The 15,268-nt window shown below is 25.0% G+C and carries 14 protein-coding genes and 1 tRNA gene; 4 read left to right on the top strand and 11 right to left on the bottom strand.

Features of this window, described 5'->3' with window-relative positions:
* Positions 1–5: 5 nt before the first annotated feature.
* Positions 6–962 carry a GPR endopeptidase gene (gene gpr, locus HF520_RS03145; RefSeq protein WP_168572637.1) on the bottom strand — a complete coding sequence of 319 codons (957 nt, stop codon included), beginning with the start codon at positions 960–962 and terminating at the stop codon, positions 6–8.
* 271 nt (positions 963–1,233) lie between these two features.
* On the opposite strand from gpr, the gene rpsT reads away from it, so the two are divergent.
* Positions 1,234–1,500: a 30S ribosomal protein S20 gene (gene rpsT, locus HF520_RS03140; protein ID WP_122641296.1), complete on the top strand. Its 267-nt coding sequence runs from the start codon at positions 1,234–1,236 to the stop codon at positions 1,498–1,500.
* 143 nt (positions 1,501–1,643) lie between these two features.
* On the opposite strand, the gene holA is transcribed toward rpsT, so the two are convergent.
* The 4 genes from holA to HF520_RS03120 form a co-directional block, all read right to left on the bottom strand.
* On the bottom strand, positions 1,644–2,687 hold the full coding sequence (gene holA / locus HF520_RS03135) for a DNA polymerase III subunit delta (protein WP_168572636.1): 1,044 nt from the start codon (positions 2,685–2,687) through the stop codon (positions 1,644–1,646).
* Positions 2,653–3,921: a ComEC/Rec2 family competence protein gene (locus tag HF520_RS03130; protein WP_168572635.1), complete on the bottom strand. Its 1,269-nt coding sequence runs from the start codon at positions 3,919–3,921 to the stop codon at positions 2,653–2,655. Before HF520_RS03130 ends, holA begins: the two co-directional genes overlap by 35 nt.
* Before the next feature lie 212 nt (positions 3,922–4,133).
* Positions 4,134–5,291: a GNAT family N-acetyltransferase gene (locus tag HF520_RS03125; RefSeq protein ID WP_168572634.1), complete on the bottom strand. Its 1,158-nt coding sequence runs from the start codon at positions 5,289–5,291 to the stop codon at positions 4,134–4,136.
* A gap of 3 nt (positions 5,292–5,294) precedes the next feature.
* Positions 5,295–6,200, bottom strand: a complete 906-nt coding sequence (locus tag HF520_RS03120) for a DUF2156 domain-containing protein (RefSeq protein ID WP_168574735.1) — start codon at positions 6,198–6,200, stop codon at positions 5,295–5,297.
* 282 nt (positions 6,201–6,482) lie between these two features.
* Between HF520_RS03120 and HF520_RS03115 the strand changes: the two genes are divergently transcribed.
* A complete protein-coding gene (locus HF520_RS03115) occupies positions 6,483–7,244 on the top strand; it encodes a ComEC/Rec2 family competence protein (RefSeq protein WP_168572633.1) in 762 nt (253 codons plus the stop codon).
* A 58-nt stretch (positions 7,245–7,302) separates the two neighbouring features.
* Here HF520_RS03115 and HF520_RS03110 read toward each other — a convergent pair whose 3' ends face one another.
* Positions 7,303–8,007, bottom strand: a complete 705-nt coding sequence (locus HF520_RS03110; protein WP_168572632.1) for a tRNA threonylcarbamoyladenosine dehydratase — start codon at positions 8,005–8,007, stop codon at positions 7,303–7,305.
* An 88-nt stretch (positions 8,008–8,095) separates the two neighbouring features.
* Between HF520_RS03110 and HF520_RS03105 the strand changes: the two genes are divergently transcribed.
* Entirely contained in the window at positions 8,096–8,845 is a 750-nt protein-coding gene (locus HF520_RS03105; RefSeq protein WP_168572631.1) for a hypothetical protein, read from the top strand.
* 17 nt (positions 8,846–8,862) lie between these two features.
* On the opposite strand, the gene HF520_RS03100 is transcribed toward HF520_RS03105, so the two are convergent.
* The 4 genes from HF520_RS03100 to HF520_RS03085 all read right to left on the bottom strand — a co-directional run bounded on the left by HF520_RS03100 (position 8,863) and on the right by HF520_RS03085 (position 11,304).
* Positions 8,863–8,959 (bottom strand) — tRNA-Sec (locus HF520_RS03100).
* A gap of 183 nt (positions 8,960–9,142) precedes the next feature.
* A complete protein-coding gene (locus HF520_RS03095; protein WP_168572630.1) occupies positions 9,143–9,997 on the bottom strand; it encodes a 3D domain-containing protein in 855 nt (284 codons plus the stop codon).
* A 232-nt stretch (positions 9,998–10,229) separates the two neighbouring features.
* Complete coding sequence (locus HF520_RS03090; RefSeq protein ID WP_168572629.1) at positions 10,230–10,904, bottom strand: uracil-DNA glycosylase; 675 nt, start codon at positions 10,902–10,904, stop codon at positions 10,230–10,232.
* Positions 10,905–10,932: 28 nt separating this feature from the next.
* Positions 10,933–11,304, bottom strand: coding sequence for a NusG domain II-containing protein (locus tag HF520_RS03085; RefSeq protein WP_168572628.1), 372 nt, complete (start codon positions 11,302–11,304; stop codon positions 10,933–10,935).
* Positions 11,305–11,369: 65 nt separating this feature from the next.
* On the opposite strand from HF520_RS03085, the gene HF520_RS03080 reads away from it, so the two are divergent.
* Positions 11,370–12,422, top strand: a complete 1,053-nt coding sequence (locus tag HF520_RS03080; protein ID WP_168572627.1) for an FAD:protein FMN transferase — start codon at positions 11,370–11,372, stop codon at positions 12,420–12,422.
* 19 nt (positions 12,423–12,441) lie between these two features.
* On the opposite strand, the gene HF520_RS03075 is transcribed toward HF520_RS03080, so the two are convergent.
* Positions 12,442–15,261 (bottom strand): PAS domain-containing sensor histidine kinase, encoded by a 2,820-nt coding sequence (locus HF520_RS03075; RefSeq protein WP_168572626.1) that lies wholly within the window; start codon positions 15,259–15,261, stop codon positions 12,442–12,444.
* Positions 15,262–15,268 lie beyond the last annotated feature (7 nt).

Genomic DNA, 15,268 nt, shown 5'->3' with positions numbered 1-15,268 from the left:
CCTCCTTATTGGGTTATCCTTCCTGGATGCAATGATCTGTTTAACCCTTCACTTATTATTACTGATAAATTCTCTATTGTTTCATCTATATCTTTAGGTGTAACAATTAAATTTTTATCATATGGATCTAACGAATCTTTTATCAATTGATATTTTTCTTCTTCTTTTAACTTCTTCAACATATTATAAAAACTTTCAGATTCCTTAGATTCATTCATAAGGTTATCTATAGCCATATCTAAAACATCATTAGTTAAAGTTGCTGCATCAACTACTGTAGGTACTCCTATAGCTATCACATCTACTCCTAGGTACTCTTTATTTAATGCTTTTCTTTTATTTCCAACTCCACCTCCAGGACATATTCCTTCTGTTGATATTTGTATAGTTGCATTTACTCTTTCCATTTTTCTTGATGCAAGTGCATCTATTGCAACAACTCTATCAGGCTTTATAGTATCTACAATTGCTTTTACAGTTTCACTTGTTTCTATCCCTGTAATTCCCATAACCCCTGGGCTAAGTGCAGCAACTTCTGTAAAGTCATCATCATAATCCTTATTGTAATTTTTAAATATATGTCTAGTTACTAAAGTTTTTGATACACTTCTTGGACCCAATGCATCTGATGTTATATTCCAGTTTCCTAAACCAATTATTAATGTTTTTTTTGTTTTATCACTCCCAAATACATCAATCAATTCATCTTTTAAGTAATTTATCATTTCTTCTCTTGATTCATCATCATCAAACTTCATCAAGTTACTTTCTAATGTTATATAAGTTCCTATACCTTTATTCATTATTGTCGAACCTTGCTCATCTATAACTTCAACCTTTGTTACAATACAATTCTCTAATTCTTTAGTTTCTACATTCACTCCAGGCAATTCTTTAGTTTTTTGCTCCGCTGAATACATTTCTCTAGCTTCTAGAGCCAAATCTGTTCTTATATTTATCATGTTAACCTCCAGTATTAATTGAATGATATTTATAATTGTTAACAAAATTTAGTATTTTATAACAAAAATTATATTTTTATAAATCTACGTATAATTAAATTACATGTTGTAAATTATTTTCATATAGGTTATAATCTTAAAAGTCAAAAGCAAGAAGATATTATAAAAATAAGATTATGAATAAATTATCCTTGATTTTTAGATTTATTTCTGTTAAAATCTAATATGTTGACGATGAATATAATAAAAATGTACGAGGGGGTGAACTCACATGGCAAACATAAAATCAGCTAAGAAAAGAATAAAAGTTATCGAGAAGAAAACTGCTTTAAATAGAGCTAGAAAATCTCAATTAAAAACTGCTATAAGAAGATTCGAAGAAGCTGTAATGGCAGGAAATAAAGAAGAAGCTACTCAAAGATTCCAATATGCACAAAAGAGAATATCTCAAGTTGCATCTAAAGGAACTATACACAAGAACGCTGCAGCTAGAAAAATAGCTAAGTTAGCTCAAAAGTTAAACGGAATGAACGCTTAATTCTCTGTTTATAACTTTAATAGATTTGACCCTTGATAATTATCAGGGGTTTTTATTCAATTTAATTTAATTCGCTTAATAATTCTTTTTACTAAAAAAGTACCTTAAGATTATTTTAATCTTAAGGTACTTTTTATTCTATATTAACTAATTTTTCTTTGGCAATACTTACTCACAAGTATCTCTATAGCTAAGGTATCCTTTATCAGTCCATTTTTTATTTTGTAATCACTCTCCAGAATATAATTTAACATATCAATAATCATATCATCAGAGAAATTTGATGCTTGTTTTAACGCTTTTCCTACTACAAATGGATGTAACTTAAGCTTTTCAGCTATAACTTTACTAGTATACCCTTCTATTTGAAATTGTCTCACTTGCATAACTATTCTAAATTGTTTAGCTATCATAGCAAATATACCAAGAACAGACTCTCCTTCTTGAATCATATCATTCAATATTCTAATAGCATTAGACGGATTTTTTTCACCTATGTAATCAATAAGCTTAAATATATCATTTTCTACTTTTTTTTGAGATAACTTATCTATAACTTCATTAGTAATTAAATTGCCCTTACCTACAAATGAACTAATTTTATTTATTTCATTATCTAAATCAGATAATGTTTTATCACTGCTTTTATCTCTATATCCTTCAGAATCAATAAAATACATAACTTGAGCATTTTCTATTATAACATCTCTTGCTTCAAACTTTTTCTTTACCCATTTAAACAAATCCATATCAGATAATTTATCACAATTGCAAATTATGCCATTCTTACTTATCTTTTTTACTATATTTTTTCGTTTATCTATATCACCATATACAGCAAATATTAAAATTGTGCTTTCTGGTATATTATCCAAATGCTCTATTAAATATTTTTCATCACTATCTGTAAAGTTTTTCTTTTTTCCTTTTAATAGCTCAAAATCTTTTATTATAACTATTTTTCTTTCATCCATAAAAGGAAGTGTTTCTATTGAGCTTATTACTTGATCTAAAACAATTTCTTTTCCATCTATAACATCTAAGTTAAAATCCAACATACTTTCATTTAAAATTCCTTTAAATAAATTTATTGAATTTTCTATAAGATAAAATTCTCTACCATAAAAAAGATATATATTTTTTAAATCTCTATTATTGACACTCTTTATAATATCCTTGTAATTCATTTTCTTGCTCCTTCATAGTCTTTAGTTCCTTATAAATCATATATGAAAACAATATTATGTAATATATAACAACACAATAAAATTTCGGATTATCTACTTCAATATATGAAAAACTTAATATGCTAATTTTATCTAAGAAGTAATATATTATATTTATTACTTCTTTATTAAAATAAGCTACAAGTTTCGCTAAGTATAAATTTATTCTAAACATAGCTACACTAGCTATACTAAGATATATTATAATACCTATACATGGAACAATTATCATATTCCCTAAAATAGAAAGTATCGGTATTCCATTGAAACTGTAATATATTATAGGTATTGTTAATATATTAGCAGATATAGTTACTGATATTAATCTATTTTTGAATATATCATTTACATAACTACAGAAGTATATTATAGACAATGTAGCAAGAAAACTCAATTGAAAACTTGCATTATATATAATATATGGATTATTTATAATAAAAAATATGCCAATTAATGATAAAGTTGATATACCATCTCTTTTTCTATCAAGAAATATAGCAGTGTACATAATCATCGTAAATAACAACGATCGTACTATAGATGGAGATGAACCAACCATTATAGAGTATAAAAATATTATGATGAATAATAGTATTAGTTTATATATGTTATTAATCCCTCTTATAATAAAAGCTATCATACTACAGATTAGTCCTGTATGCAAACCTGATATTGCTATAATGTGACTAGTTCCAGTCCTCATAAACATATCCTTTTCTTCCGTACTCAAGTATTCACTACTTCCTAATATTATAGAGTTTATAAAATCAGACTTATCCTTATATAAATACCTAAGAGTATCTTTAATGTATTTTTTAACCTTTCCTATACTAATATATAGATAATTACTATTTATTACTTCACATTTATCTACATATATTATAGCTTCATATCCCGTACTTCTTATATATCTTCCATAATCAAAATCTTTAAATTTCATATTATCTAAAGATTTATACCTTCCTTTTATTTTTACAATTTGACCTATTTGTAAACTTTTTTTCTTACCATAATCGTTTACAATAAATTTTCCAATCTTGTATTGATCATACTTTTGCTTTTCTACCTTCCCTTTAACTAAACCTTCAACTATCACAATCTCATTATCTTTTGATACATCTATACTCTTAAGATTTATATGAATTAAATCTATAAATAGTAAAACAATAAATATTATTAATAGAGGCCTTCTCATATATCCTCCTAAGTTTTTTATTTTTATTATCATCAAGTAGACTTTCTTTTAATCAGTAAAAATAAAAATCCAGGCAAATATGATACATCTATATAGATTTAAATTTCTAAATACGAAAGTCTAAATTATATTTCTCTATAAATTTACTTACTTATCTTTGAGCTATAGTTGGTGCTATTTTATTGCATATAAAAAAAGTACCTTACGGTACTTTATATATATTCATTTATATAGTTATTCTTTTTAGAGAAAATAAGTTCTAAAAACTTTTCTACATCTTCATTCCTATCTATATTATTTAATAAAAATGCTTCTTCTACATTTATATATGAAAAAACTAATTGTGTAATTGTGTTTATATTAAATTCTACATCGTATTTAAAACCATCTTTTTTAACTATTAAATTCTTGTCTTTTATCTCAATCTTAAATACTCCATTATTTTCTTCAATAAATTCATCTTTTACTAATATTGTTATAGACCCATTTATATCACTTTCAATATGTAGTCCTTCTAAATATTTTTGTAAGTTTATTACTCTACCCATCATGAAAGGCTTTATTTTTATTTCTGAAGTTCTTGGATTATCAAGTATATACCTTATTTTATCATTTATAGGAGCTGCTATTGTAACATTTTTACATTGAGTATTATGGTTATATACAAACTTTAACATAGATTTTAGCGAATCTATATTTTTATAAAATAACTCTCTTATAAACATATTTTCCCCATTTATAAAATATATTATATATCCTTCACTTTTTTTATCTCCATGTATAAATATATGTCCATCTTCACTTTGAACTTCTTTAAATAAGTTCTCATAATAAAATGAAGTTCTATTTACATTTCCATTTACACCTTTTAAAAATTCATCATGGATATCTTGAAGTTCTTTTATATCCTCAAATTTTGCTTTTTTCATATATCCTTTTGATTTAAACGATTTTAAAGACTCTATATCTAAATTGTATTCTATCTGATCATAACAATGTTCATACCCATATTTTCTATATAATCTATAATCTATAGGCATTAGTATAGATACAAGTTGATCTCTTTTATAAAGCTCTTTTAATGTTTTTTCCATTATGTGCTTCATATATCCCTTTCCCCTTACATGAGGAAATGTAGATACTCCAACTACATAAGATGTGTCATACAGTTTATCATTTAGTTTTATATTGTACTGATTTAACTGCAATGAAGAAACAATTTCTCCATCTTCTTCAACTACTAATGTATTTTCTTTATCATATTTATTATCAAAATAAAAATCAGTAAATTTAGGACTATCATTAAAACAATAGTCCCAAATCTCTCTTATATAATCTTTTTCATCCTCTTTTGCAAATCTTATATGCATACATTATGCCTCCTTAACTGTATACTTCTCAACAAATCTAATAGGATGATATGATAGCTTTGCTTTTCTAAGACCAGGTATACCTAAATCTTCTTCTCTATTCACAAATTCTACATCACTAAACTCATTAACTAAAAATTGTTGATTTATAAAAGGATAAAGTCCTCTTATATTTGGATTTGCTTTTTCAATATGAATTAAAGCCATATTAGGATTTAATAATTCCCCTATAGTAAATGCTTCTAATTTACCATCTACATATATTCCACCTATTTTAACATTAGATCTTAAAACATCATAGTTATTAAATATCTTTTTAATACCTATAAGTTCATCATCCATACCCTCATCATACTCATTATTTTCTTCTTTATTATCAGCCCATTGCTTAACTAAGTCTAAACATTCATCAAAATTATCTTTATCAAGTAATTTATATTCAAATCTTCCTTCATATTCTTTTAAAAAATAGTTTATATGATTTCTCTTCTTCTGATTTTTTCTACCAGCTAAAGTTCTCATGCTTTCAGCATCGTACACATAATCAAATAAGTCTCTTTCTTCTATATATTCAAATCTTCCTGGGTAATACTCTTTCAAGTCATCTACAATTTCTTGAGTTATTCCTCTAAAATATAATTTAGATTCTATACTTTCAAAATAGTTAAGTACAAAATCTATAACTTGAGGAAGCTTATCCTTAGAGCATAATGGTAATATAGAGAATGTGTCTCCTTCATATTCTCCTATTAAAACAGCGAACCCATCTCCTATATAATACCCTGTTTTATAAAGATGTTGCCACATATATAAAGTTGCAAAGCAATATTCACACGCTTCATAATTAACCATATCAAAATAAGGTTGTAGCTTATCCTTTGCATCTATATCAATATCTTTAAATATTATAAGTTCTTTTTCCTTCAAGCACATTTCTGTATTTCTTGATATCATAAAATCCTCCTACTTCATGTTGTATAATTTATATAAATAATCTGTATCCCTATACATTTGTATTAATTCATAATTATTTGTTAAAAATATAAACTAATATTCTTTTACATGTTTATATTACCCATCTAGAAATTTTATAAACATGATATAAATGAGGTGATACATATAAGTAAATGGTATAAAATTTTACTAATAATTATTATAATAACATTTTTATCCAGTTGTGACAAAAAATATATGCTGGAAATTCATATTATAGATGTCGGACAAGGAGATAGCATACTTATAAAAACACCTTCTGATAAAAATATTTTAGTAGATGGTGGTGATGAAAATAGTGATTATATTGTCACTAGTTATCTAAAAAAAGAAAAAGTTAAGACTATAGATATGGTAATAGCTACGCATCCAGATTCAGATCACATAGGAGGTTTAGATTCTGTTATAAATAACTTCAAAGTAAATAATATTTATATGCCTGAGAATGATTCTGATAGTTCATCGTATAAAAACCTAATTAATGCATGTAATAATAAAGATTTAACCCTAGAGTATCTATATAGAGGATATAATTTACCTATTGATAAGGATATTGATATTCTAGTATTAAGTCCATCGTACATTCAGAATGAAAGTAACTTAAACTCTATAGTATTTAATTTAATATATAAAAATAAATCATTTTTATTTACAGGTGACTGTGAAGAATCTAATGAAAAAGAACTTATCAGTGCTTTTAATTTAGAGAGTGTAGATTTCCTAAAAATAGCGCATCATGGTAGCAGCTCATCTTCTACCCCAGAATTTATACAAGAAGTAAGTCCAGACTTAGCAATTATATCCTGTGGATATAAGAACCAATATGGACATCCACATCAATCTACAATAGACACTTTAAGAGAAAATAATATTATTACATATCGAACTGATATAAATGGCGATATGATATTTTATAGTGATGGTTTAACTATAACTACTAGAAAAAAATATAAAGAATAAAAATACTGTAGCCAAATTTAAATTTTATATAAATTAGACTACAGTATTTTTCTATAGATTATTTAAGTAAATCATTAATTACTACTGAAGCTATTGTTAGACCACCTACAGATGGAACAAAAGATATACTTCCTGGTGTAACTTTTTTTCCATTCATTATTTTAGTTTTTAACTCAATGGGTTGCTCTGTAGAGTAAACCACCTTAAGTTTCTTAATTTTTCTATCTCTTAATTCTTTTCTAATAACTTTTGCCAAAGGACAAGTATGAGTCTTATGTATATCTGTAACTACTATTTTAGTTGGATCTAGCTTATTACCCATTCCCATAGAACTTATTATATTAAGCCCTTTATTCTTGCAAGTTTCTATAAGTTTTAATTTAGAAGCAACCATATCAATTGCATCAACTACATAGTCATATTCTTCACATAAAATTTCATCACTAGTTTCTGCATTATATAGTTTTTTTACCGCTCTTAAATTTATATTTGGGTTTATATCTAAAATTCTATCCTTCATTACTTCTACTTTACTTTTTCCAACTGTAGAATGAAGAGCTGGTAACTGTCTATTTATATTAGTTATATCAACCTCATCAAAATCTACTATAGTTAAATTACCAACTCCTGCTCTAGCTATAGCTTCTGCTGCAAAACTTCCAACTCCACCTACTCCAAAAACTATAACATTTGCATTTTTTAATTTTTCAATACCTTCTTCTCCTATGATTAGTGAAGTTCTCATTGTAAAGTCTTTTTCCATTTTATTACTGCTCCTCTTATTGTTTATTTTCTCATTAGAAGAATATCTTTTTCAATTTTATCCAAAACTATTTAAAAGGAGGATTAAATTGAGAAAATTAATAATTCTACTACTATCATTTTTTTTTATATTAAGTATCCAATTATCAAAATCATATGCAATTAACAAATATAATTCTATAGCTTATGATGATATTGTTAAATACAATAATGATAATTATACTTTAATAGTTAAAATTTTAAAAGATACAAATAAAGATAATCTTATACCTTATGCTAATTTAATTAGCTTACAAACTATTAATTTTATACCTAATGATACCCAAAATAAAATAGCTTACACTTTATCTTTGCCCCAACAATGCTCTTTTATAGTTATTTATAGCAAAGATAGTGAAAATAATTATTCATTCGAAGGTATTATAGATAATTTATCTAATATTGAAAATTTTTATTATTATGAAGATTTTATTGTTGTTGAACAATCCGACTCTAAACCATCTACTAATTTTACTCAAAGAGAGTTTTTAGAAATATTCTACAACAAAAATCATTCTTATATACCAGTATTTTATAAAAATATATATATGGAAAAGATTATAAAAAACACAACTTCAAAAGAGAATGAAATAACAAAAGAGATAGAAAGCTCTTCTATTGATTATCTTGAAGGCGACTCGCCAAGGATCCTTTGTGTAACAAGTAAAACATTATACAAAGGTCTATTTATAAATTTAACAAATTCATACGAGTTTATAGAAAACAATAAAAATACATTAAAAGAAATCTACGAATGGTGTCCTACTATAGAATGTTTTAAAATAAAAAAAGAGCTCTAAAAGAGCTCTTTTTTTATTGGCGGGAATGCGTGGGAATCGAACCCACCTAAGAAGCTATTAACTCCTCATACTAGTTTTGAAGACTAGAGGGCACACCAGAACCCATCCACCCCCATATTTATTATATTTAACTTATACTATCATATTTTTTAATATTTGGCAATAAATTAAAATTTTATTAAATTTTACTATAAATAATAATATCATTTTTAGTATACCCAATTATATTAGTTATAATTTATTATGTAAAAAAATCCTTTAATAGCTATATTTAACTACTAAAGGATTTTTCATTTATTATTTTACTATATATATATCTATAGTTTTTCTTCCCCAATTTCTAACTGAAGTTTCATCATTCATATATATATCTATTTTATTACCTTTTATAGCTCCTCCACAATCTTCAGCAATAAAAGTTTTATTAAATTGAGGTATATATACCTTAGTTCCATAAGGTATTATAGATGGGTCAACAGCTATAGTTCCCCACTTTGGCTTTGTTCCCGTAGCAGTTATTCCGTGACCTGTATATGCTGTTGCTACAACTGATATATGTTTACCTCTACTACTTGAACTTGTACTATTTGAGTTTGTATTGTTTGCTGAAACTGGTCTACGTGTACTTTCACCTCTTGATGAAGCAACTTTCACTTCTTCTACCTTAGTTCCTTTTTTAACCACTTTGTTAACTGGTTCTGTAGAAACTATTTCTTCTAAAAAAGTTTTTTCCACTGCTTTTCCATTGTGATAAGTTATTTTATATACTAATTCATTTTTTCCAGTCTGTCCTTCTTCTTCTACTTTTGTTTCCCCTTTTAATAAATCATTATCTTCTACAACTGTAACATCAAAAGGAACCTCTTTACTTTCTTTTATTATTTCTTCAGTTACATTGATTACTTCTATTCTCATTTTATCACTTAGTTTCGTACTTAAATCTTGGCTAATTATATCATTACTATCGTATTTTATATTTTCCGCTACTAAAAGATCTTCTACGTTTGATTTAAATGTAGATATTTCTTTTTCTTTACCATCTACTACTAAAGTTATATCTTTATTTAATAATGAATAACCTCCTAATATAGTTGCCGATATCATACCGGTCAGAAATGCACTTTTAATTATCTTCTTATTTTTTAAATTCATAATATTTCCCTCCATAATTTACTTAATTTTCATTTTATAATCTAACAGAATTTTAAACTTTCACTTTTTCCTCATAATCGATAGATGAATTGTAACTTTTTTGATACTTTTTGTCAACTTGACAAAAAAAATAAAATGTGCTTACTAAGTTTTTTCAACTATTTTAGCACATTTTATTTTTTCATTTTTTAGTTACTCTTTTGTAACTTTTTTATTTAATTTTTAATATTATTTATATATTAGGTATTTGCCAATTTATAGGTGTCTTTCCTAACTTAATTAAAATATCATTAATTTTTGAAAAATGCTTGCATCCAAAAAAACCTCTACTAGCAGATAAAGGACTAGGATGTGGAGCCTCTAATATATAATGTTTTTTATTATCAATAAATTCTGTTTTCTTTCTAGCATTAGCTCCCCATAAAACAAATATAACAGGATCATCTCTTTTATTTAATATTTTTATTATCTCATCAGTAAAAATCTCCCACCCTTTATTCTTATGAGAGTTAGCCTCATGAGCTCTAACTGTTAATGCTGTGTTTAATAATAGCACTCCTTGATCTGCCCATGGTATTAAATATCCATTATTTGGTATGTAGCATCCTAAATCATCTCTTAATTCTTTATATATATTTAATAATGATGGAGGTATCTTAATATTAGGCTGTACTGAAAAAGCTAATCCATGAGCTTGATTTTCTCCATGATAAGGGTCTTGACCTAATATTAAAACTTTTGTATCTTTATAAGAAGTATGCTTTAAAGCTTCAAATATATTATTCACATGTGGGAAGATTAATCTTGTATTATATTCATTAATAAGAAATTGCCTTAATTTAAGATAATAATCTTTCTTAAATTCATCATCTAGTAATTCATCCCAGTCATTGTTTAGTTTTACCATATTTCCACCTACTTGTATAATTTTATATTTATTCGGATATAACGTCTTCATTATTGTTCACTTTATCTGATGCCTTTATTTTTATAACTACTTTATTAGGCATGCAAACAATCCTTTCACTAGGCTTGCTTATAAATCCAGATTCTACACATACCTTATCAGGACAAGAAGCTTCAGTAATTTCAACTCCATTATCATGTATCTTTATATAATTATATCCAAACTCACCTTCAATTTTTAAATCTTCATCTTCATCTATTGGTATGCTTTTATATAGTTTATTATTTATATAGATTTCTATAGCCTCAGATTTATTATTGTTTTTAATATTATTTACAATAAAAAGTATAATAATTACAAATATAATCCCTATAACTAAAAAAATATCTTTTTTTTTCATATCCTATCCCCCTTAGAATATTATGCTATAATTAAATATAACATAATTTTTCGGGGGAATTGTATATGAATAGAAAAAAAATTTTATTTATGTCTATATTCTTTTTAGCCTTTATAGGTTTTCTATTACTAAAATCATCTAATTCAGAGAGTAAATACAACAAAAGCTACTTTTACCTAGGGACAGTTAATGAAATAACACTTTTTAATATAAAAAAATCACAAAGTGAACAAATTCTAAGCAAATGCGATGAGATTTTAAGAGATATTGAAAATAAGATGAGTGATACTATAGTTAGTAGTGATGTAAGTAAAATTAATAACAACGCAGGATCATTTGTAAAAGTTTCAAGTGATACATTTTTCGTAATAGAAGAAGCAATTAAATACTCTAATTTATCTAATGGAAATTTTGATATTACAATAGGACCTATTTCTGACCTATGGGCCATCGGAACTGAGGATGCTAGAATTCCATCAAAAGAAGAGATACAAAAATATTTAAATTTAGTTAATTATAAAAATATAACACTAAATAAAAACGATTCTTCTATAAAACTAGAAAAAGACAATATGAAAATAGATTTAGGTGCAATTGCAAAAGGATATGCTGCAGATGTAATCGCAAATTATCTTAAATCAAATAATGTTAATAGCGCTATTATAAATCTAGGAGGAAATGTATACACTATAGGAAACAAATCTAATAATGAACCTTTTACAGTAGGAATCCAAGACCCAACTATGCCTAGAGGTAATTCTATAGGGAACATAAAAGTCTCAAATAAATCTGTAGTTACATCAGGTATATACGAACGTTACATTGAGTCTGAAAATAAAATTTATCATCATATTTTAAATCCATCTAACGGATATCCTTTCGATAATGAATTGAGTAGTGTAACTATAATTTCAGATAAGTCAATTTCATGTGATGCACTCTCTACATCTGCTTTTGGACTTGGTCTGGAGCCTGGTTTAAACTTAATAGAATCTATAGATAATGTTGATGCTATTTTTATAACAAAAAATAAAGAGATATATTTAACATCTAATTTGAGTGATAAATTTACACTTACAGACAATAGTTTCAAAATATCAACTCTACCTAAAAAATAAAGAGACTATAGCAAAATATCTATTTTGCTATAGTCTCTTTATATACATCAGTCATTCCTATTGTTAATCTATCTATATTAGATGAATTTTCTAAGCCATATTCATAATAATATTCTTCTTCATCTAATAAATTAACATCCATAGTTATAGTAAATTTAGTTCCTACATTAAGTTCACTCTCAACCTTTATACTTGCACCTATTAGGTTTACCATTGATTTAACAATTGATAAACCTATACCACTTCCATATACATTCCCAATATACCCTTTATTAATATCATTAAATCTATCAAATATATGATCTAATTTATCCTTTGGTATACCAATACCTGTATCTTCTATTTCTATACTTACTTTACCATTTTTATATATAAGATTCACATATATATTTCCACCATCACCTGTAAATTTAATTGCATTGGATAATATGTTTAGTAATATTCTCTCTATAGCGTTTACATCAACTGAGATTATTAAATCTTCTACATTAGTATCAAAAACTATATTAATATTATTATTACTAGCATAATTTACTACAGACATAACTATATCTTCTATTATACTTATAATATTTTTATTTTCTAATCTAAGCTTATAAAAGCCTGATTCCATTTTAGTAAAGTCAATTAAATCATTTATTATTTTAATTAATCTATAGCTATTTTGCTTTGTTAAATCAATATGTTTTTTTACAACCTCATCTTCATCTGAAATTTTCCCTTTATTATATAGATTTTCTATTAATTGTGTACTAGTGAATATAAGGTTTAGAGGTGTTTTTAGTTCATGAGACATATTTATAAAAAACTGTGTCTTTATACTATCCCTCTTTTCTCGTTCTATAATTTGCTTTTTTAAAGACTCTAACTTTCTTATATCTTTCATATCTTTGATTATAGTAAGCTTAAATACTTTTCTATCTACTTTAAAAGGTATGCTAGCTACTTGTGTTTCAATTATATTTTCATCTTTATCAAAATATTTTATTTTATAATAATCTGAATTTTTCCCTTGTTTTACATTATATATGTTATCATTAACTACTTCATTATAATCAGGATGAACTTTCATAAAATCTTCTCTACATATGCCTAATATTTCATCATTTATTTCTTCATCTAACTTAAAAATATCTTTAAATTTCTTATTAACGTAAATATATTTATTAGTATCTAGGTCTTCTAAATAAATGCCTTCAGGTATTTCATCTAATAAAGCTTTATACATATTTTGACTTTGTCTAATAGCTTCTCTATTCTCAATGTGATATGTAATATCGCTATGACTCTCTACAATATATTTTTTGCTTCCCTCATAAAATATTGTTACTGTCGACTCTATCCATATTACCTCTCCATCATTATCTATTCTTCTATATCTAAATACTCCATTATCATATAATTCTTTATTTGTCATTGCTTTTTTATTAATTTCCATAACATAATTATAAAATTCTATATCTTTATAGTGAACTGTAGAATTATTAAAAAGTTTTTCGTAAGCTTTGCTAGATTGAATAATATTATTGTATTTATCATATATAATTATCGGACAACCTATACTACTTATTAATTTTTCATATTCTTTTTTTAAATATATCATACTATTGATCATGTTCTTTTCATTAGAAATATCCCTGAAAATACATACCCTTTCATTTGATATCTCATCTTTTGAATATACACACTTATAATATTTTCCACTATAGGTCTGTATTTCATATTCAATTGTATCAGTAGTATTATCTAATTCATTCAACTTATTAATAAATTCATCATAATTTACTATAACATCTTTCAATTTTGCATTGATATCATTGTAATTATTTTTGGAGTTTATAGAACAAATATTTTTCATAGATTTATTAATATAAGTTATTTTTTTATTTCTATCAAATACAATCCACCCATTTGGAGTTGACGATAATATTTGATAAAATAAATCTTCCTTATATTGCATTTCTTTTTTTATATCTTTTTGTACATCTAACATATTTTTTAAAATATTACCTATAGACTTTTGCTTAATATATTGTTCTTCTAGCTTTTTATTAATCTCTATTTTTTTTATATAAGGATTAATTAAGTTTAAATCTACTGTAAATTTATATATATAATAAGTTTCTAGTATACTTACAACTTCTAGTAATTTATAAAAATCAAATTCTAAAAGTTTTACGTTCATTAAAAATAATAATCCTATAAAAAAGTATAACTTTAATATAATAACTTTATTAATAATCTTAAATTTTTCACATTCTAAAAAATCATCATTATTTTTTACATAATATAAGTTTTTTTTAATAGTATTAAACAATAAAAGTACATTTATTAATACTATGATTTCAAATATGCCTAAATTTAAATTATTTTTTTTCATAAAGTTATAGTTATATTTTATAATTAAATATGTAACTATAGAAAATACAAAGTATATTGAAAATACATTAGATGTGCTTTGTTTTGATACAGATGATTTCTTGTAAACATTATCAATAATCAAATATATAGTTACAGATTCTAAGATATTTCTTATTATTAAAGCCTCTGAAAGATACCTCATATCATTAAATATTAATAAGTTACTTATATACAAAATATTTGAAATAATATATGTTATACCTATAAAACTCATATAGTCTAACTTAGATTTATTTACACCTACTGTAAAAGTTACTATTAGTATACTAAGAGTAAGCCTAGCTATAATAACAGATATCCCATATAACTGTATATTTGTATAACTAAAATAAATAAGTGTCATAAATATAAGTATACTAAAAACTTTTATCTGAATAGATGAAATCTTCCCCTTTGATTTTATACTACTTATCTCCATTCTTCTA

It is taken from the genome of Romboutsia sp. CE17 (assembly GCF_012317385.1).
Taxonomy (GTDB): Bacteria; Bacillota; Clostridia; order Peptostreptococcales; family Peptostreptococcaceae; genus Romboutsia_E.
This window is presented reverse-complemented; position numbering and strand designations above follow the sequence as displayed.

Bases quoted from the DNA above. Each gene is read 5' to 3' on its own strand.
- gpr (WP_168572637.1), bottom strand. From the start codon at position 962: ATGATAAATATAAGAACAGATTTGGCTCTAGAAGCTAGAGAAATGTAT.
- rpsT (WP_122641296.1), top strand. From the start codon at position 1,234: ATGGCAAACATAAAATCAGCTAAGAAAAGAATAAAAGTTATCGAGAAG.
- holA (WP_168572636.1), bottom strand. From the start codon at position 2,687: ATGAATTACAAGGATATTATAAAGAGTGTCAATAATAGAGATTTAAAA.
- HF520_RS03130 (WP_168572635.1), bottom strand. From the start codon at position 3,921: ATGAGAAGGCCTCTATTAATAATATTTATTGTTTTACTATTTATAGAT.
- HF520_RS03125 (WP_168572634.1), bottom strand. From the start codon at position 5,291: ATGCATATAAGATTTGCAAAAGAGGATGAAAAAGATTATATAAGAGAG.
- HF520_RS03115 (WP_168572633.1), top strand. From the start codon at position 6,483: ATGCTGGAAATTCATATTATAGATGTCGGACAAGGAGATAGCATACTT.
- HF520_RS03110 (WP_168572632.1), bottom strand. From the start codon at position 8,007: ATGGAAAAAGACTTTACAATGAGAACTTCACTAATCATAGGAGAAGAA.
- HF520_RS03095 (WP_168572630.1), bottom strand. From the start codon at position 9,997: ATGAATTTAAAAAATAAGAAGATAATTAAAAGTGCATTTCTGACCGGT.
- HF520_RS03090 (WP_168572629.1), bottom strand. From the start codon at position 10,904: ATGGTAAAACTAAACAATGACTGGGATGAATTACTAGATGATGAATTT.
- HF520_RS03085 (WP_168572628.1), bottom strand. From the start codon at position 11,304: ATGAAAAAAAAAGATATTTTTTTAGTTATAGGGATTATATTTGTAATT.
- HF520_RS03080 (WP_168572627.1), top strand. From the start codon at position 11,370: ATGAATAGAAAAAAAATTTTATTTATGTCTATATTCTTTTTAGCCTTT.
- HF520_RS03075 (WP_168572626.1), bottom strand. From the start codon at position 15,261: ATGGAGATAAGTAGTATAAAATCAAAGGGGAAGATTTCATCTATTCAG.